This is a genomic window from Magnetospirillum sp. XM-1, from assembly GCF_001511835.1.
In the GTDB taxonomy this organism is placed as follows: Bacteria; Pseudomonadota; Alphaproteobacteria; order Rhodospirillales; family Magnetospirillaceae; genus Phaeospirillum.
The window spans coordinates 1,296,148-1,314,053 of record NZ_LN997848.1 but is presented as its reverse complement, the minus strand read 5'-3'; the positions used below and the strand labels follow the sequence as shown (position 1 = coordinate 1,314,053).

The 17,906-nt window shown below is 67.6% G+C and carries 17 protein-coding genes; 12 read left to right on the top strand and 5 right to left on the bottom strand.

Annotated elements, in window-relative coordinates; genetic code table 11:
- Positions 1-128: 128 nt before the first annotated feature.
- From XM1_RS06265 to rlmN, 3 genes are all read right to left on the bottom strand, one after another.
- Positions 129-2,600 (bottom strand): PAS domain-containing protein, encoded by a 2,472-nt coding sequence (locus XM1_RS06265; RefSeq protein WP_068431401.1) that lies wholly within the window; start codon positions 2,598-2,600, stop codon positions 129-131.
- A 147-nt stretch (positions 2,601-2,747) separates the two neighbouring features.
- The gene (locus tag XM1_RS06260) at positions 2,748-3,962 is read right to left on the bottom strand and encodes an argininosuccinate synthase (protein ID WP_068431395.1); all 1,215 of its coding nucleotides are present in this window, start codon (positions 3,960-3,962) and stop codon (positions 2,748-2,750) included.
- 151 nt (positions 3,963-4,113) lie between these two features.
- Positions 4,114-5,241, bottom strand: coding sequence for a 23S rRNA (adenine(2503)-C(2))-methyltransferase RlmN (rlmN, locus tag XM1_RS06255; protein WP_068431394.1), 1,128 nt, complete (start codon positions 5,239-5,241; stop codon positions 4,114-4,116).
- A gap of 127 nt (positions 5,242-5,368) precedes the next feature.
- Here rlmN and XM1_RS06250 point away from each other — a divergent pair, with 127 nt between their 5' ends.
- From XM1_RS06250 to XM1_RS06230, 5 genes are all read left to right on the top strand, one after another.
- A complete protein-coding gene (locus tag XM1_RS06250) occupies positions 5,369-5,947 on the top strand; it encodes a TetR/AcrR family transcriptional regulator (RefSeq protein WP_068431387.1) in 579 nt (192 codons plus the stop codon).
- Between the two features lie 9 nt (positions 5,948-5,956).
- On the top strand, positions 5,957-7,261 hold the full coding sequence (gene magA, locus XM1_RS06245; protein WP_068431384.1) for an iron transporter MagA: 1,305 nt from the start codon (positions 5,957-5,959) through the stop codon (positions 7,259-7,261).
- Positions 7,236-7,841 carry a ribonuclease HII gene (locus XM1_RS06240; RefSeq protein WP_068431381.1) on the top strand — a complete coding sequence of 202 codons (606 nt, stop codon included), beginning with the start codon at positions 7,236-7,238 and terminating at the stop codon, positions 7,839-7,841. The genes magA and XM1_RS06240 overlap by 26 nt, the downstream gene beginning before the upstream one ends.
- A gap of 251 nt (positions 7,842-8,092) precedes the next feature.
- Positions 8,093-9,169, top strand: coding sequence for a site-specific DNA-methyltransferase (locus tag XM1_RS06235; protein ID WP_068431367.1), 1,077 nt, complete (start codon positions 8,093-8,095; stop codon positions 9,167-9,169).
- Positions 9,166-9,483 (top strand): hypothetical protein, encoded by a 318-nt coding sequence (locus XM1_RS06230; protein ID WP_156428656.1) that lies wholly within the window; start codon positions 9,166-9,168, stop codon positions 9,481-9,483. The genes XM1_RS06235 and XM1_RS06230 overlap by 4 nt, the downstream gene beginning before the upstream one ends.
- Before the next feature lie 64 nt (positions 9,484-9,547).
- Here the strand turns inward: XM1_RS06230 and XM1_RS06225 are convergent, their stop codons facing one another.
- A complete protein-coding gene (locus tag XM1_RS06225; protein ID WP_231920704.1) occupies positions 9,548-10,183 on the bottom strand; it encodes a hypothetical protein in 636 nt (211 codons plus the stop codon).
- A complete protein-coding gene (mutY, locus tag XM1_RS06220; protein WP_068431355.1) occupies positions 10,180-11,250 on the bottom strand; it encodes an A/G-specific adenine glycosylase in 1,071 nt (356 codons plus the stop codon). Before mutY ends, XM1_RS06225 begins: the two co-directional genes overlap by 4 nt.
- 45 nt (positions 11,251-11,295) lie before the next feature.
- Between mutY and XM1_RS06215 the strand changes: the two genes are divergently transcribed.
- The 7 genes from XM1_RS06215 (at position 11,296) to XM1_RS06185 (ending at position 17,849) form a co-directional block, all read left to right on the top strand.
- The gene (locus XM1_RS06215; RefSeq protein ID WP_068431354.1) at positions 11,296-11,790 is read left to right on the top strand and encodes a DUF721 domain-containing protein; all 495 of its coding nucleotides are present in this window, start codon (positions 11,296-11,298) and stop codon (positions 11,788-11,790) included.
- Between the two features lie 69 nt (positions 11,791-11,859).
- Positions 11,860-12,051, top strand: a complete 192-nt coding sequence (locus tag XM1_RS06210) for a hypothetical protein (RefSeq protein WP_068431350.1) — start codon at positions 11,860-11,862, stop codon at positions 12,049-12,051.
- 76 nt (positions 12,052-12,127) lie between these two features.
- Positions 12,128-12,730, top strand: coding sequence for a DsbA family protein (locus tag XM1_RS06205; RefSeq protein WP_068431347.1), 603 nt, complete (start codon positions 12,128-12,130; stop codon positions 12,728-12,730).
- 22 nt (positions 12,731-12,752) lie between these two features.
- Positions 12,753-16,220: a chromosome segregation protein SMC gene (gene smc, locus XM1_RS06200; protein ID WP_068431346.1), complete on the top strand. Its 3,468-nt coding sequence runs from the start codon at positions 12,753-12,755 to the stop codon at positions 16,218-16,220.
- A gap of 200 nt (positions 16,221-16,420) precedes the next feature.
- Positions 16,421-16,789: an AtpZ/AtpI family protein gene (locus tag XM1_RS06195; protein ID WP_068431344.1), complete on the top strand. Its 369-nt coding sequence runs from the start codon at positions 16,421-16,423 to the stop codon at positions 16,787-16,789.
- Positions 16,790-16,802: 13 nt separating this feature from the next.
- Positions 16,803-17,546: a F0F1 ATP synthase subunit A gene (locus XM1_RS06190; protein ID WP_068431333.1), complete on the top strand. Its 744-nt coding sequence runs from the start codon at positions 16,803-16,805 to the stop codon at positions 17,544-17,546.
- 78 nt (positions 17,547-17,624) lie between these two features.
- Positions 17,625-17,849, top strand: coding sequence for a F0F1 ATP synthase subunit C (locus XM1_RS06185; protein ID WP_009870554.1), 225 nt, complete (start codon positions 17,625-17,627; stop codon positions 17,847-17,849).
- The last annotated feature ends 57 nt before the right edge of the window (positions 17,850-17,906 follow it).

The following is a 17,906-nucleotide window of genomic DNA, read 5'->3' as shown; positions in this document are numbered from 1 at the left end:
CCAGATGGAGTCACGTGGATGCCCGGAACAAGTCCGGGCATGACGAGAGCTGAGATGGCACAGATTTAAGGCTCGATGGTCTAAAACAGCCCGAATTCCTTGCCAAGACCGCCCGGGCAATCCGCCCCCTACACCTGCCCGATGGGCGGCAGGGTGACCGAGAAGCGGGTGCCTTCGCCGGGGGTGGAGGTCACCCAAATGCGGCCGCCATGGTGCTCGACGATCTTCTTGCAGACGGCCAGCCCGATGCCGGTGCCTTCGAATTCGCCCCGGCGGTGCAGGCGCTGGAAGATCAGGAAGACGCGGTCGTAATACTTGGGCTCGATGCCGATGCCGTTGTCGACCACGGTGATGATCCACTCCTTGCCGGTGTTCTCGGCTTCGATGGAGATCACCGGCGCACGCTCGGGCGAGCGGTACTTGATGGCGTTGCCGATCAGGTTCTGGAACAGACGCATCAGTTCCTCGCCGTCGCCCAGCACGGTGGGCAGGACTTCGGGCGGCGTGGCGATTTCGGCGCCGCTTTCCTCGATCTTGGGCGCCAGGGCGCGCAAGGCCCGCTCCACCACCGGCCCCAGGGCCACCGGCAGCATGGGCCGGGTGATGCGGCCGATGCGGGAGTATTCCAGGAGGTCGAGGATCAGGCGATCCATGCGCGACGCGCCGTCCTTGGCGAAGGCGATGAACTCGCGGGCGTCGTCGCCCAGCTTGTCGCCGTAACGCCGGGCCAGCAGGTCCACGTAGGAGGAGACCATGCGCAACGGCTCGCGCAGGTCATGGCTGGCCACATAGGCGAACTGCTCGAGCTCGGTGTTGGAGCGCTCCAGTTCGGCGGCCTTGTCGCGCAATTCCTGCTCGGCGCGGCGCTGTTCGGTGATGTCTCTGATGGTGCCGACCATGCGGACCGGCTTGCCGTCGGCGTCGCGCTCGACCTTGCCCAGGCCGGCCACCCAGCGCGGGGCTCGGTCGCCGTGGCGGGTGATGGTGTAGGCTCTGTCGAAATCGTGGTCGCCGGCCTGGACCTCGCCCAGATAGGCCGCCATTTCGGCCCTCATGTCGGGAGTCACGAGATCGAGCCAGCCCTGGCCGCTGCGGGGATAATCGGGGCCGATGCCGAAAATCTCGTCGAGGATCGGCGACGAACGCCAGCGGTCAGTCCGCATGTCGTAATCGTAATAGCCCAGGTTGGCGACGCTCTGGACCTCCAGCAGCAGGGCCTGGTGCTCGCGGATGGCGGTTTCGGCCCGCATCTTCTCGGTGATGTCCTGGACGGTGCCCAGGATCTCCAGCGGCTCTCCCGTCTCGGATTTGGTGATCTGGGCGCGGGCCGTCACCCATTTAACCTCGCCGCTGGCGGCGATGATGCGATGCTCCACCTCGAAGCCGCCGCCGCCCCTGAGAGCGTCCAGCCCCTCGCGCACCCGTTCGCGGTCCTCGGGATGAATCATCTCCATCACGGCGGCCATGGAAACCGGAATCCCCGGAGAAAGGCCGAAGATGCGGTAGGTCTCCTCCGACCAGCGGACCCGGTCGGTGGGCAATTCCACCTGCCACGAGCCGATATGGGCGACACTTTGGGCGCGGCTTAAGGTCGCCTCGCTGTTCTTGAGCTCGGTGCGGGCCGCGACCTCGTTGTGATAGCGCCGCAGCAGCATCACGAACAGCGCGGTGAGCGACAGGATGCCCGTTCCCACCATGCCGGCCAGGCGGATCGTCTGGCGCCGCCACTCGCCCAGCACGGTTTCCACCGGAATGGCGGCGATGAGCACCAGGCCGTATCGCTCGATGCGCCGGAACGCCGTGACCCGGGCCACCCCGTCCAGGGGCGAGGTGGTAACCGCGGTTCCCTTGACGCCGCCTTCGGAAATGGCGGGAAAGACCTTGGAATTGTCGACCTTCGAGCCCACGGCCCCGTCCCTGACGGGGTGGCGGGCCAGGATGACGCCGTCGCCGCGCTGCAGGTTGACGATGGAGCCGTCGCCCAGGCTAAGCGTCTGAAAGAACGCCTGGAAGGCGTCGGCCCTCATGGTTGCGCCGGCCACGCCGGCGAAACCGCCATCGGGATTGAACAGCCGGCGGCTGACGATGATGACCTGATTGCCGGTGACCGCACCGATGACAGGTGCGCTGACCTGGGCCATGTCGGCGGGGGTGTCCCGGTGGAGCTTGAAATATTCCCGCTCGGCGATGGACAACGGCCGGAAAGGAAAGCTCTGGCCGTGCAGCCGGATCGCCCCGGTCTGATCCACCAGATAGAGGATGGGGACGGCCGACAGCGCATCCGCGTAGTCACGGAGCATCTGCCAGGTCTTGCGGTCCTTGGACACCGCGTCCCAGTCGCCCATGCTGCGAAACTGGATGCGGGCAGCCTGAAGCGCGGTATCGGCGCCCTCGACGGTGCGCAGCACCTGCTCGGCGGCGAGGTCGGCCATGGATTGGGTGCGGAAGGCCGCCTGGGCCAGAAAGGCCTCGCGGTCGCGGATGACGGTCATGGCGGACCAGACGACGACGACCGCCATGGCGGCGACCCACAGCGCCAGCGGCCACCACTTCAGGGGCTTGGCGGAGAGGCTTGAGCTGCTGGCGGTGGCGGGGGGCAAGAAAACTACCATTCCGGGGGAGAGGCCTTAACCAATGGTATAAAAGGTGATTGGGGACGTAAAGCGGATAGATCAAATTCCCCATAAGGAAAGGGCCCCGCCATGGCGGGGCCCTCCAAACAAACAATCGCGCATAAGGTATTCTACCTACCCGCGAGCCATCTTGGCCAGGCGCATGCGCAGCGCATTGAGCTTGATGAAGCCCTGGGCGTCGCGCTGGTCGTAGACCGAGTCTTCCTCGAAGGTGACGTAGTCCATGCGGTAGAGCGACTTGGGCGACTTGCGGCCGACCACCGAGGCGACGCCCTTGTAGAGCTTGAGGCGCACGGTGCCGGTGACGTTCTCGCTGACCTTGTCGATCATGGTCTGGATGGCGATGCGCTCGGGCGCGAACCAGAAGCCGTTGTAGATCAGCTCGGCATAGCGGGGCATCAGCTCGTCCTTCAGGTGGGACTCGCCGCGATCGAGCGTCAGGCTTTCCATGGCGCGGTGCGCCACGATCAGCACGGAACCGCCGGGGGTCTCGTAGACGCCGCGGGACTTCATGCCGACGAAGCGGTTTTCCACCAGGTCCAGGCGGCCGATGCCGTTGGCGCCGCCCAGCTCGTTCAGCTTGGTCAGCAGGGTGGCCGGGCTCATGCGCACGCCGTCGATGGCCACCGCGTCGCCCTTCTCGAACTCGATTTCGATATAGGTGGGCTTGTCCGGCGCGTTCTCGGGCGAGACCGAGCGGGTGTACATGTCCTCGAAGGGCTCGACCCACGGGTCTTCCAGCGCCTTGCCCTCATAGGAGATGTGCAGCAGGTTGGCGTCGGTGGAGTAAGGCGCCTCGCCGCGCTTGTCCTTGGCGATGGGAATCTGGTGCTTCTCGGCGAAGTCCAGCAGCTTGGTGCGGCTGGTCAGATCCCACAGGCGCCACGGCGCGATCACCTTGATGTCGGGCTTCAAGGCGTAATAGCCCATCTCGAAGCGCACCTGGTCGTTGCCCTTGCCGGTGGCGCCATGGGACACCGCATCGGCGCCGACCATGTTGGCGATCTCGATCTGGCGCTTGGAGATCAGCGGCCGGGCGATGGAGGTGCCCAGCAGGTAGACGCCCTCGTACAGCGCGTTGGCGCGGAACATCGGGAAGACGAAGTCGCGGACGAATTCCTCGCGCAGGTCGTCGATGAAGATGTTCTCTTCCTTGATGCCCATCAGGCGGGCCTTGGCGCGGGCCGGTTCCAGCTCCTCGCCCTGGCCGAGATCGGCGGTGAAGGTCACCACCTCGCACTGATACTGGTCCTGCAGCCAACGCAGGATGATGGAGGTGTCGAGACCGCCGGAATAGGCCAGAACGACCTTCTTGACTTCGCCCTTCATGGCAAACGCCTTTCCGAGATGGGGGAGGGATTTGGCGGCGCAGTATAGGCAAAGCCGCGCCCGAGGCAAGGTTCGTCTCCGTCCCGACCGTCATGCGGGCAGGATGCCCGCGCTCCAATATGGTATGGAGCGCGGCCGTCCCGGCCGCATCCTACCCGTGGTGCTCGTCCGCGATCCCCTGGGCGGCGCGGGCCTTGGCGAGGCTGGCCCGCTCCCGCTGGCTTTCCGAGCGCAGCTGGCCGCAGGCGGCCAGGATGTCGCGGCCCCGGGGCATGCGGATGGGGGCGGAATAGCCGGCATCTTGCAAGATGTCCGAGAACGCCTTGGTGGTCTTGATGTCGGGGGTCTCGAACTCCGAGCCCGGCCAGGGATTGAACGGGATCAGGTTGAACTTGGCCGGCAGGCCCCTGACCAGCTTGATCAGGGCGCGGGCGTCGGCCGGCGAATCGTTGACCCCCTTCAGCATGATGTATTCGAAGGTGATGCGCCGGGCGTTGGAGGCGCCGGGATAGTCGCGGCAGGCGGCCATCAGCTCCTTCAAGGGGTACTTCTTGTTGATGGGCATGATGCGGTCGCGGATCTCGTCGGTCACCGCGTGCAGCGAGATGGCGAGGTTGACGCCGAGCCGCTCGCCGCATTCCTTCATCATGGGCACCACGCCCGAGGTGGACAGCGTGATGCGCCGCTTTGAGATGCCGATGCCTTCGCCGTCCATGGCGATTTCCAGCGCCGTGGCGACGTTCTCGAAATTGTAGAGGGGCTCGCCCATGCCCATCACCACGATGTTGGACAAGAGGCGGCCGCCGTCGTCGGGCGTCGGCCACTCGCCATAGGAATCGCGGGCCACCATGAACTGCCCGACGATCTCGGCCGCCGACAGGTTGCGCACCAAGAGCTGGGTGCCGGTATGGCAGAAGCGGCAGGTCAGCGTGCAGCCCACCTGGGTGGAGATGCACACCGCGCCGCGCTCCTCGTCGGCGTCGGGGATGTAGACGGTCTCGGCCTCGTGGCCGTCGTCGAACTTCAGCAGCCACTTGCGGGTGGTGTCGGTGCTGGTCAGCTCCTTGGTCACCTGCGGGCGGCGCACCACATAGCGCTCGGCCAGATGACCCTGCATGGTCTTGGAGATGGAGGTCATCTTGGCGAAATCGGTCTCGCCGCGATTGTACATCCAGTGCCACAGCTGCTTGGCGCGGAAGGGCTTCTCGCCGATTTGGGCCATCTCGGCGATCAACTGGTCGCGCGACAGGCCGATAAGATTGGTCTTGGTGTCGTCCATGGTGGGCAACACATAAGGATCGGCGCGTCCTAAAGCAATGGCGGCGTGCGCAAAGGGGTGTTGTGGAACCTGACGCCAAGCTGGCATCATGCTTGCCCGACCGGTTGGTCTAGAAAGGAGATGACGGATGCCTCCTCCCTCTCGCCGCGACGATCTGGTGCTGGCGGCGCTCCGCCTGTTCCTGCGCGACGGCTTCCACGCCACCGGCATCGCCGCCATCCTGGACGCGGCCGGGCTGACCAAGATGACGCTCTATCACCACTTCAAGTCCAAGGAGGACCTGATCGTGGCGGCGCTGGAACTGCGCGACCGGCAGTTCCGCGACTGGCTGTTCGGCCGTATGCAGGCCATGGGCGGCACGCCGCGCGCCCAGGTGCTGAACATGTTCGAGGCGCTGGGCGAGTGGTTCCGGGGCGAAGCCGCCATCGGCGGCGCCGAGCCCGAGGCGTTTCGCGGCTGTCCCTTCGTCAAGGCGGCCGCCGAATACGCCGAGGCCAACGACCCCATCCACCGGGTCGCCGCCGATCACAAGCGGCGCATCGTCGAGACCCTGGGCGAGATGTGCCACAAGGCGGAACTGCCCGAGCCGGAACGCCTGGCGCGGCGCCTGGTCCTGCTGAAGGAGGGCGCCATCGCCGACGCCACCATCGCCGGCGATTCGCTCGCCGCCGCCGAGGCCAAGTTCATGGCCGTGCGCATGCTGTAGCCTTCCGCCATGGATTTGCATCATCCCGAACTGACCTATGCCGCCATCGTCGCCCTGGCCGCCGTGCTGTGCGGCGGACTGATGGCGCGCCTGAGGCAGCCGGCCATCGTCGGCTACATCCTGGCCGGCGTGGTGCTGGGGCCGAGCGGCTTCGGACTGGTCAGCAACCGCGACGCCGTGGCCGTCCTGGCCGAATTCGGCGTGCTGATGCTGCTGTTCGTCATCGGCATGAAACTGGACATCTCGCGCTTCCTGGGCGTGTGGAAGACGGCGGTGTTCACCACGCTGCTGCAGATCATGGGCAGCGTCGGCACCGCCCTGGCGCTGCGCCACGTCCTGGGCTGGAGCCTGGGGCTCTCGGTGGTGCTGGGCTGCGCCGTGGCGGTGTCGTCCACCGCCGTGGTGATCAAGGTGCTGGAGGCCTCGGACGAGCTGGACACGCCGGTGGGGCGCACCACGCTGGGCATCCTGATCGCCCAGGACATGGCGGTGGTGCCCATGATGCTGGTGCTGGAATCCCTGCAGACCAAGGCGCTGCTGCCCGCCGACATGGCCCGGGTGGTCCTTTCGGTGCTGTTCCTGGCGGTGCTGTTCTGGTGGCTGTCCAAGCGCCGGGTCGACCTGCCGCTCACCGCCCGGCTGTCCCGGGATTCCGACCTGGCCACCCTGTCGGCGCTCGCCTGGTGCTTCGGCACGGCGGCGGTGTCGGGCGTTCTCGACCTGTCGCCGGCCTACGGCGCCTTCCTGGGCGGCGTGGTGCTGGGCAATTCCGCCCAGCGCGACGTGCTCTTAAAGCGCGCCCAGCCCATCGGCAGCGTGCTGCTGATGGTGTTCTTCCTGTCCATCGGGCTGCTGCTCGACTTCAAGTTCATCTGGAAGAATCTCGGCACCGTTCTCACCCTGCTGGCCATGGTCACCCTGTTCAAGACAGCGCTCAACGTCACGGCGCTGCGCCTCGCCCGCCAGGACTGGCCCAGCGCCTTCCTGGCCGGCGTCGCCCTGGCCCAGATCGGCGAGTTCTCGTTCCTGCTGGCCGAGACCGGCAAGGCGGTAAAGCTGATCAGCGCCCAGGAGACCAAGCTGGTGGTGGCCGTCACCGTGCTGTCCCTGGTGCTGTCGCCCTTCTGGCTGTTCACCATGCGGCGCATGCACCGGGTGGCGGCGGTGCATGTCCATTCGTTCCGCGATCTGGTCTCGCGGCTCTACGGCGAAGAGGCCCGCAGCCTGGCCCGCACCGCCCGGCGGGCGCGGATGCTGGCCCATCGCGGCTCATGGAGGGATGATCCCAATGCCGGACCTGGCTCTGGAATCTGAGATCGGCGGCGCGGTCTGCGGTATCGACGAGGTGGGCCGCGGGCCCTTGGCCGGGCCGGTGGTGACCGCCGCCGTGATCCTGGACCCCGCCCGCCTGCCCAAGACCCTGCTGGAGCGCCTCGACGATTCGAAGAAGCTGTCCAAGCGTATCCGCGAGGAACTGGCCGAACTGGTGCCGGCGACCGCCATCATCGGCTTCGGCGAGGCCTCGGTGGAAGAGATCGACCGCCTCAACATCCTGCAGGCCACCTTTCTCGCCATGCGCCGGGCCTATGGCGCGCTGGGCCGCGATTGCGCCCTGGCCCTGGTGGACGGCAACCGGCCGCCGAAACTCCCCTGCCCGGTGCGCTGCGTGGTGGGCGGCGACGGCATCTCGCTGTCCATCGCCGCCGCCTCGGTGGTGGCCAAGGTGCGGCGCGACGCAATGATGGCCGAACTGGCCCTGTCCCACCCGGAATTCGGCTGGGAGCGGAACGCCGGATACGGCACGGCCGAGCATCTGGACGCGCTGAAACGCCTGGGCCCCACCCCCCACCATCGCCGCTCCTTCGCCCCCGTGGCCCAACATGTGCTGCTCTAAGGCCAAGCCCCGCTGAAGGGCTTGGCTAGGTCCAAGGGGCCGCGCGCCTTATGGCGCGGGAGCCAAGCGGGCTTAAGGCCCGCGCCCGGCGCTTGAGGGTGCGGTGATCGCCCTCGATCACCGCATCTTGATATGAAGCCTGTGGATAAATCACAACCTGTAGCGATGAATCATTAGATTCCAAGAGGTTCTTGACGGACTCTCATGTTTGACTCAAATTGAGTCTTCCAACTCATTTGAATCGGTCCGCCATGACCCTGCCTCTCAACACCATTCTCTCCGGCGATTGCATCGCCATGATGAACTCCCTGCCCGCCGGTTCGGTGGATCTGGTCTTCGCCGATCCGCCCTATAACCTGCAGCTGGGCGGCGAGTTGCTGCGCCCCAACAATTCCAAGGTGGACGGGGTGGACGAGGATTGGGACCGCTTCTCCGACTTCGCCGCCTATGACCAGTTCACCCGCGAATGGCTGAAGGCGGCGCGCCGGGTGCTGAAGGACGACGGCGGGCTGTGGGTGATCGGCAGCTACCACAACATCTTCCGGGTGGGCGCCATCCTGCAGGACCTGGGCTTCTGGATGCTGAACGACATCGTCTGGCGCAAGAGCAACCCCATGCCCAACTTCAAGGGCACCCGCTTCACCAACGCCCACGAGACCATGATCTGGTGCGCCAAGTCGTCGGATTCGCGCTACACCTTCAACTACGATTCCATGAAGTCGCTGAACGACGATCTGCAGATGCGCAGCGACTGGACCCTGCCGCTGTGCACCGGGGCCGAGCGCCTGCGCAAGGCCGGGCGCAAGACCCACCCGACCCAGAAGCCGGAATCCCTGCTGTACCGCGTGATCATGGCGTCGACCAAGCCGGGCGACGTGGTGCTGGACCCCTTCTTCGGCACCGGCACCACCGGCGCGGTGGCCAAGAAGCTGGGCCGCTCCTACATCGGCTGCGAGCGCGACCCCGACTACATCGCCGCCGCCAAGGAGCGCATCGCCAAGGTGATCCCGGTGGCCGATCCGTCGCTGCTGATGACGCCGTCCAAGCGGGCCGAGCCCCGCATTCCCTTCGGCACCGTGCTGGAACGCGGCCTGCTCACCCCCGGCGACCTGCTGTTCGGCGGCACCCGCAAGGACAAGGTGGCCAAGGTGCGCGCCGACGGCACCCTGATCACCGACGACCACCGGGGCTCCATTCACAAGGTGGGCGCGCTGGTCCAGGGCGCTCCGGCCTGCAACGGCTGGACCTACTGGCATTTCCAGGCGGCGGGCGAGGATTATCTGCCCATCGACGTGCTGCGCCAGAAGATCCGGGCGGAGCTGCATTGATCCGTCGCGTTGCCGTCCTCGTCCTCCTGATGGCGGCTCCGGCCCAGGCGGGAGTCTGCATCACCCAGGGCGAGACCCTGTCGTGCACCGATGCCGGCGAGACGATCATTCTCAAGGGCGGCGAGGGCGTGGCCTATTCCAGGCTGGCCGGACGCCCCATGACCGTGGCCAAGGATTCCCAGGGCAACATGATCGGCATGATCGGCGAGCAGAAGCTGATCATCCAGCGGAGCGAGGGCCTGTCGGTGGCCCGCTTCGGCAACCGCAAGCTGATCTGCGCCGAGGCGGGGCCGGGCATCACCATCTGCAAATAGGGCCGTCGAGGCCCCCTCCCCAACCCTCCCCCGGCAAGCCGGGGGGAGGTCGGGAGGGGAGCCCTCACTTCGGGCAGGGATGCCGTTGCGGGTCGGCCTCGTCGCAGACCGCGACGCCGCGCAGGAATTCGGACCATTCCTTCAGCATCTCGCTTGACACCGGCGCGGTGGAATTGCGCTCGAAGGGCTGGCCGCGCCAGATGCGCTGGACCACGTAGAGCGCCTGGGCGCCCCGGATGGCCTTGACCGCCACCAGGCCGCCCAGTCCGCTCTGGCGTCCCTTGGTGCAGGTGACGGTCAACGTCGAGACCGGATAGCCGTTGACCATCCCCTCGGTCACCGGGCTGGGACCCGAGGCCTCGCAATTGGTGCGGCTGGCCTCGACGATCCGCTGGATGTGCTCGCGCGCGTCGGCCCGCGCGTCGCCCATCACCTGGATGGACAGCATCTCGTTCCACTTCTCGGCGTTCTGGCCGGGCGGGAACAGGTGAGTGGTCAGCGCGTTCTGCCCACGGACGGTGCCGGCCTCCTGCCAGCCGGCAGGGGGCAGCAGCAGCAGGCGCTCGGTCAACTCGCTGCCCCGGGAAGGCTCGGGCGTCTGGGCCGGGCGGCCCGGCTGGCGTATCTGGGCGGTGGCGGGAAGCGCTGTAGCGGCGGCCAGCGACAGGGCGCAGAGCAGGGCAAGCTTTCGCATCGTCATTCCCGGTTCCTCGAATAAGCCTTGGCCAAAGCGTGGCGGGCCACCTTGCGCATCAGGGTGGGCAGCGCCTGGTCCTCCAGCCGGTCCAGCGGGCACCATACACCACGAACCGCCGCCTGGGCAGGGGTGCGCCCGGCGGCGACGGCCAGTTCCAGATGAAAATGGGTGAAGGTGTGGGTCACCAGCCCGGGCAGCAGCGTCCACGATTTCGGCGCCAGCGGCGCGGCCGGCACCGCCTCGTCCAGGCTCCACCCGGAGTCCCGCCATTCGGTGGAGGGAAATTCCATCATGCCGCCCAGCAAACCCGTAGGGGGACGGCGGCGCAGCAGCACCGAACCGTCGGGCGCCGTCAGCCAGAAGGCGACGCCCTTGCGCGTCGGGCGCTCGGGCCTAGCCGTCTTGGCCGGCAGGGTCTCGGCGATGCCCAACCCTTGGGCGCGGCAGGCGGACCGCCAGGGGCAAAGGCCGCAGGCCGGGCTTTTCGGCGTGCAGATGGTGGCGCCCAGGTCCATCACCGCCTGGGCGTAATCGCCCGGACGAAACTCTGGCGTCAGCGAGGCCGCCAGCTCCTTGAGGCGCGGCTTGGAGGCCGGTAGCGGCTCGGAAACGGCGAACATCCGCGCCATCACCCGTTCTACGTTGCCGTCCACCACCACCGCCCGCTTGCCGAAGGCGATGGCGGCGATGGCTGCTGCGGTGTACTCGCCGATTCCCGGCAGCTGGCGCAGGGATTCCTCGTCGTCGGGAAAGCGCCCGCCCCGCCATTCCGCCACCCGCTTGGCGCAGGCGTGCAGGTTGCGCGCCCTTGCGTAATAGCCCAGGCCCGCCCAGGCGGCCATCACGTCGTCCACCGGCGCGGCGGCCAGATCCTCGACGCGGGGCCAGCGGCGGGTGAAATCCCGGAAATAGGGAATCACCGCCGCCACGGTGGTCTGCTGCAGCATCACCTCGGACAGCCAGACGTGATAGGGGTCGGCGGCCGCCCCGGGAGCGTAGCGCCACGGCAGGGCGCGGCGGTCGCGGTCGTACCAGGAAAGCAGGATCGGGGCGAGGTCGGCATCGAGCATGCCCCGACCATAGTGCAAATTCCCGCCCTCGGGTATGCTGAGGCCATGGCCGATGCAAAGACCAAGACATCCGACGAGCGCCGCACCCATGGATTGGTGTCCATCGCCGTGCCCAGCGACCGGGTCACGCGGCCCGTCTTCGGCCGGCACGGCTTCGCCGGCGGCACCCTGGTGGTGGACTGGCCGGCCATCGTGGGCAGCGCCGTGGCCAGCCACACCCTGCCGCTGGGCATCAAGTTCCCGCCGAAGGAGCGCACCGAGGGCACCTTGACGGTCAAGGTGGATTCAGGCGCCTTCGCGCTCGAGATGCAGCACCTGGAACCGCTGATCCTGGAGCGCATCAACGGCTATTTCGGCTGGAAGGCGGTGGCGCGCCTGAAACTGCGCCAGGGCCCCCTGCCCGAATCCGGCAAGCCGCCGGCCGCCAGGCCCGCCGCCCCCTCCTCGCCGCCGCCCGCGCTGGACCGGCTGGCCCAGGTGGAGGACCCGGAATTGCGCGACGTGCTGGAGCGCCTGGGCCGCCGGCTGGCCCAAGGATAGGGCTAACCAAATGCTAACCCCATCCCATATACTGTTCCACAACACCGAGTGCCGCACGAAGGTGGCCGGATGAATGCGTTTCAGGATCTCGCCGAGATGACCCGCGACTACGGGCTGATCCGCTATTTCATCATGGTCACCATGGTCGTTGCGGTGCTGGTGGTGATCCTGTTCATGTGGGGCCACGTTCCCGAGGGCGCGGAAGAAGCGCCCCAGCCCGCCGCGCCGCCGGCATCCACCGCCGCCCCGACGTCCTATTGAGTCCCTACGCCTTGTGCGCGGGCGCCTCACCTCCTAATATCCCGCCCGGATTTCCGTTTCCCGGAGGGACCTCAAGGTGAAGCCGTTCATTCGTCTGCTCGGCGCCGTCGCGGCGCTGTTCCTGGTGAGCCAGACCGCCGCCGCCGCCGATCTCAGCTATCCCATCGACCAGGTCCTGGGCAAGCCCGACGCGCCGCTCACGGTGATCGAGTACGCCTCGACCACCTGCCCGCACTGCGCCACCTTCCACAAGACCACGCTGCCCAAGTTCAAGAGCGAGTGGATCGAGACCGGCAAGGCCAAGCTGATCTACCGCGACTTCCCCACCGGCCCGCGCGGCCTGTCGGTGGGCGCGTCCATGATCGCCCATTGCGCCGGCCCCGACCGCTATTTCGGCCTGCTGGCCCTGATCATGGAGCAGCAGGACAAGTGGATGCAGTCCCAGAACCCGCTGGTCGAGCTGAAGAAGCTGGCCAAGCTGGCGGGCATGGGCGAGGACAAGGTGGACGACTGCCTGAAGCGCCAGGACCTGGCCAACGCCATCAACGAGCGCGCCAAGGACGGCAACGAGAAGCTGGGCGTGGAAAGCACGCCTTCGCTGATCATCAACGGCAAGGTCGTCCCCGGCGCCATCCCCTACGACCAGCTGGACAAGGCGCTGAAGGCCGCGTCCAAGTAATAACCTCAAGGGTCCAACCCTGGTGATCCAGTTCACCAAGCTGCGTCTGTCGGGCTTCAAGTCCTTCGTCGATCCGGCGGAGCTCCTGATCGAGCCCGGCATGACCGGCGTGGTCGGCCCCAACGGCTGCGGCAAATCCAACCTCATCGAGGCGCTGCGCTGGGTCATGGGCGAGACCTCGGCCCGCCAGATGCGCGGCGGCGAGATGGACGACGTCATCTTCGGCGGCACATCGGGACGCCCCGCCCGCAACGTCGCCGAGGTGATGCTGGGCCTCGACAACACGGCGCGCACCGCGCCGCCCCAGTTCGACCGCGACGAGATCGAGGTCATGCGCCGCATCGAGCGGGGCAACGGCTCGAACTACCGCATCAACGGCGCCGATACGCGGGCCCGCGACGTCCAATTGCTGTTCGCCGACGCCGCCACGGGGGCGCGCTCGAGCGGTCTGGTCAGCCAGGGCCGCGTCGGCGCCCTGATCAACGCCAAGCCCGCCGACCGCCGCTCGCTGCTGGAAGAGGCGGCGGGCATCTCGGGCCTTTACTCCCGCCGGCACGAGGCCGAGCTGCGGCTGAAAAACGCCGAGCTCAACCTGTCGCGCCTGGACGACGTGCTCAACACCCTGGACGAGCAGTTGAAGTCGCTGCAAAAGCAGGCGCGGCAGGCCAACCGCTACCGCACGCTGTCGGAGCAGATCCGCCGCATCGAGGCCCAGGTGCTGTATCTCGGCTGGCTGGAGGCCCTGGTCGCCGTCGACGCGGCCCGCTCCGCCTTCCGCGAAGCCGAGATGAAGGTGGAGGAAGCCACCGGCCACGCCGCGAACGCCTCGGCCCAGCAGGCGGAGACCGCCGCCGGCCTGCCCGATCTGCGCCGCGCCGAGGCCGATTCCGCCAGCACCCTGCAGAAGGTGATGGCCGAGCGCGAGCAGTTGGAGGCCGAGGAAGGCCGCCTCGCCGAGCTGCGCCGCGACCTGGAGCGCCGGCTGGAGCAGGCCGGGGCCGATTTGCAGCGCGAGCATGCCCGCGCCGCCGACAGCGCCCAAGCCCTGGCCCGGCTGGAGGAGGAACGCGCCCTGCTGGCCGAGGCCGGCGAGGGCGAGGCCGAAGCCAAGCTGCGCGCCGAGGAAGCCGTCGATCTGGCCGCCGAGGCGGTGGTGGTGGTGGAACAGGAACTCTCCGCCCTGATGGAGGAGGTGGCCGCCGCCGACGCCGAGCGCGCGGCCGCACTGCGCCGCCTGTCGGAATGCGAGACCCGCCTTGCCCGCCTCGCCGAGCGTCTGGCCCAGGCCGAGCGCCAGAAGGCCGAGGTGGAGGGCGAGAGCATCGACCGCTCGGACCTCACCGCGCTGGAGATGGAGCTGGAGGAGACCCTGGAATTCCTGGAGGAATCCCGGGAACAGGCCGAAACCGCCGACCGCCGGCGGGTGGAGGCCCTGGCGGCGCGCGAATCCGCCCGCGATTCCTTCCAGGCCGCCAGCGCCGCCAAGTCCCGCCTCGCCGCCGAGGCCGATGGCCTGCGCCAGGTGCTGGCGCAAGGCAAGGCCGGCGACCATCGCCCGGTGCTGGACGACATTTCAGCCCGCACCGGCTTCGAGCCCGCTTTGGCCGCCGCCCTGGGCGAGGATCTTTCCGCCCCCATCGACGCCTCGGCGCCGCTCCACTGGGAAGATTTGGGGCCGCTGGACCATCCCCCCGTTTTGCCCGATGGCGCCGAGCCCCTGTCCCGCTTCGTCGCCGCTCCGCCACAACTGGCGCGCCGCCTCTCCCAGGTGGGCGTGGTCAAGGACATGGCTTTGGGCGAAGCCTTGCGCCCCCGGCTGGCGGTGGGCCAGCGTCTGGTGACGCCCGAGGGCGATCTGTGGCGCTGGGACGGCTATGTGGCCCGCTCGGGCGCGCCGTCGCCCATGGCCCTTCGCCTCGCCCAGCGCAACCGGCTGCGCGAGCTGGACGCGGCGCTCGACGACGCGTCCATCGGGGTGGAGGAGGCCGAGGAGAAGGTCGAGGCCGCCACCCGCGAAGTGGACACTGCCGCCGAGGCCGAGCGCCGCGCCAAGGACTCCGTCAAACAGGCAGAATCCGAGGCCGCCAAGGCCCGCGACTCCCATGCCAAGCTGTCCCAACGCTTCGCCGCCTTCGAGACCCGTCTGGCCGCCGCCACCCAGGCCTGGGAGGATTCCCGCGCCGACCATGTCCAGGCGGCCGAGGAACTGGCCGAGGCCCGCGAGGCGGTGGCCGCCTTCCCCGAATCCAGCGACGGCCGCGACAAGGTCAACATGTTGCGCGCCACCCTGGCCGAGCGCCGTTCCGTGCTGGTGGAGGCCCGCTCCGCCCTGGACGGCGTGGCCCGCGAAGGGGCCGAGCGCCGCCGCCGCCTGGATGCGCTGGACGGCGACGCCAAATCCTGGCGGGCCCGCGCCGAAGCCGCCAAGGCCCATGTGGAGGAACTGGCCGAACGGCGCGAGGAGATCGCGCTGGAGATCGAGCGCCTCGCCAGCCTGCCCGACACCATCGCCCGGCGCCGCGAGGAGCTGTTCGAGCGCCTGGAAGCGGCGGAAGCGGCGCGCAAGGCCGCCGCCGACGCACTGGTCTCGGCCGAGCAGCGTCTGGCCGAGGCCGACCGCCGCATGCGCGAGGCCGAGGCCCTGCTGGCCAACGCCCGCGAGGAGCGCATCCGGCGCGAGGCCGCCGTCTCCGCCGCCGACCAGGCCTGCCGCGCCGTGGCGGTGCGCATCGGCGAGCGCCTGGACATGACGCCCGAGCAATTGCGCGAGGTGGCCGGTCTGGTGGAGGAGGAGCGCCCCGACCCCGAGGAGCTGCAACGCAAGCTGGATCGCCTGCAACGCGAGCGCGACAACATGGGCCCGGTCAACCTGCGTGCCGAGCAGGAGGTCGAAGAGCTGGAGGCCCGCATCGCCGGCATGGTGGCGGAAAAGGACGACCTGCTGGCCGCCATCGCCAAGCTGCGCCACGCCATCGGCGATTTGAACCGCGAGGGGCGCGAACGCCTGCTGGCCAGCTTCCAGGCGGTGGACCAGCATTTCCGCGACCTGTTCGTCAAACTGTTCGGCGGCGGCCGCGCCCATCTGGCGCTCACCGAATCCGCCGATCCGCTGGAAGCCGGCCTGGAGATCATGGCCAGCCCGCCGGGCAAACGGCTGCAACAGCTGTCATTGCTGTCGGGCGGCGAACAGGCGCTGACCGCGCTGGCCCTGCTGTTCGCGGTGTTCATGACCAACCCGGCGCCCATCTGCGTGCTCGACGAGGTGGACGCGCCCTTGGACGACGCCAATGTCGACCGCTTCTGCTCGCTGGTGGAAGGCATCGCGCGCGCCACCAAGACCCGCTTCCTGATCGTCACCCACCACCGCATGACCATGGCCCGCATGGACCGCCTCTACGGCGTCACCATGGCCGAACGCGGCGTCTCCCAGCTGGTCTCGGTCGATCTCGCCCAGGCCGAGTTGCTCAGAGACAAGGTGACTCCCGCCTGACGCCACCCCCTCGGGTGGGAAGAATCTTTTCGCATCGCAGCAACTCCGCCGCCGCGACCCGTCAAATCCCCTGATTTCACAATGCAAATCAGCATATTGGCCCGGCCGGTTTGAGTCCTTGACACGGGTGGGTCCAGACCTTATGGTGCCCGCGCTTTTGGCACCAAGGGGCCAGAAGGGGGAATTTCGAGGACCGACCTATGGCTGACCGCGAGACTCCCCCGTCTTTCGATGACCTCGACGCCCGTCTGCGCGCTGCGCGCGCCAGGGAGGAAGAGGACTCGGGTCGCGGACCGGAACGGCGTGGAAAGCCGACCGGAATGGGTCTGGGGATGCGCATCGGCGTCGAATTGGTGACGAGCGTGCTGGTGGGGACCGGCATCGGTTGGGCGTTGGACGCCTGGCTGAAGACCGCCCCCTGGCTGATGGTGGTTTTCCTGCTCCTGGGCGGAGCGGCCGGCGTCATGAACGTGTACCGCCTTATGCGCGGCATGGACGAGACGGTGGGCCTGGGCCGGGCGCAACGGAGAGCCGAAGGTGCCGGAGAGGATCCGGCGAAGGACCATTAAGAGAGGCAAAGCGGTGGCTAATCCGATCGAGCAGTTCAAGATCCAGCCGTTGGTTCCGCTCAAGGTAGGGAGCGTGGACATCTCGTTCACCAATTCCTCTGCCATGATGGTGCTGTCCATCTGCCTGATCACCCTGTTCCTGACCCTGTCGGTCCGGTCCCGCGCCCTGGTGCCCGGCCGCTGGCAGTCCATGGCCGAGGTGTTCTACGAATTCATCGCCGGAATGCTGCGCGACAACGTGGGCCAGGAAGGCCGGAAGTATTTCCCCTTCATCTTCTCGCTGTTCATGTTCGTGCTGTTCGGCAACCTGCTGGGCATGATGCCGATCCCGGTGATCGGCTTCACCTACACCAGCCACGTGATCGTCACCTTCGCCATGGCGCTGGTGGTGTTCGTCGGCGTCACCGCCATCGGCTTCGCCCGTCACGGCACCCATTACCTGCGGATGTTCTTCCCGCACGGCGCGCCCATCGCGACGGCGGTCATCCTGATCCCCATCGAGCTGATCTCGTACTTCTCGCGTCCCTTCAGCCTCGCCGTCCGTCTCTTCGCCAACATGACCGTGGGTCACATCATCCTCAAGGTCATGGGCGGTTTCGTGGTGTCGCTGGGCGCGTTCTACCTGATCCCGGGCGTTGTTCCCTTCGCCTTCCTGTCGGCCATCACGGTGCTGGAATTCGGTATCGCGCTGCTGCAGGCCTATGTGTTCACCATCCTCTCCTGCATCTACCTGCACGACGCCATCCACATGCACTAAGTGGCTGGCCGGGCGGTTCGCCGGCGAGGACGTTTCGAGTTTCAATCTGTTCCGTTTTGTCCTGAAGGAGTTGAGTAAATGGAAGCGAGCGCTGCTAAGTTCATCGGTGCCGGTCTGGCTGCCATCGGCATGATCGGTTCGGGTATCGGCGTGGGCAACATCTGGGCGAACCTGATCGCCACCGTTGGCCGCAACCCCTCCGCCAAGGCCAATGTCGAGCTGTACGGCTGGATCGGCTTCGCGGTGACCGAGGCGATCGCGCTGTTCGCCCTGGTCGTCGCTCTGATGGTCCTCTTCGCCTAATCGCGAAGAGTTATCCGACGGGACGGTAGAATCCGCGGCAAAGCGCTCTACGAAGCG

Excerpts from the sequence above, each read along its gene's own strand:
- XM1_RS06260 (WP_068431395.1), bottom strand. The coding sequence starts at position 3,962 with ATGAAGGGCGAAGTCAAGAAGGTCGTTCTGGCCTATTCCGGCGGTCTC.
- rlmN (WP_068431394.1), bottom strand. The coding sequence starts at position 5,241 with ATGGACGACACCAAGACCAATCTTATCGGCCTGTCGCGCGACCAGTTG.
- XM1_RS06250 (WP_068431387.1), top strand. The coding sequence starts at position 5,369 with ATGCCTCCTCCCTCTCGCCGCGACGATCTGGTGCTGGCGGCGCTCCGC.
- magA (WP_068431384.1), top strand. The coding sequence starts at position 5,957 with ATGGATTTGCATCATCCCGAACTGACCTATGCCGCCATCGTCGCCCTG.
- XM1_RS06240 (WP_068431381.1), top strand. The coding sequence starts at position 7,236 with ATGCCGGACCTGGCTCTGGAATCTGAGATCGGCGGCGCGGTCTGCGGT.
- XM1_RS06235 (WP_068431367.1), top strand. The coding sequence starts at position 8,093 with ATGACCCTGCCTCTCAACACCATTCTCTCCGGCGATTGCATCGCCATG.
- XM1_RS06225 (WP_231920704.1), bottom strand. The coding sequence starts at position 10,183 with ATGACGATGCGAAAGCTTGCCCTGCTCTGCGCCCTGTCGCTGGCCGCC.
- mutY (WP_068431355.1), bottom strand. The coding sequence starts at position 11,250 with ATGCTCGATGCCGACCTCGCCCCGATCCTGCTTTCCTGGTACGACCGC.
- XM1_RS06215 (WP_068431354.1), top strand. The coding sequence starts at position 11,296 with ATGGCCGATGCAAAGACCAAGACATCCGACGAGCGCCGCACCCATGGA.
- XM1_RS06210 (WP_068431350.1), top strand. The coding sequence starts at position 11,860 with ATGAATGCGTTTCAGGATCTCGCCGAGATGACCCGCGACTACGGGCTG.
- XM1_RS06195 (WP_068431344.1), top strand. The coding sequence starts at position 16,421 with ATGGCTGACCGCGAGACTCCCCCGTCTTTCGATGACCTCGACGCCCGT.
- XM1_RS06185 (WP_009870554.1), top strand. The coding sequence starts at position 17,625 with ATGGAAGCGAGCGCTGCTAAGTTCATCGGTGCCGGTCTGGCTGCCATC.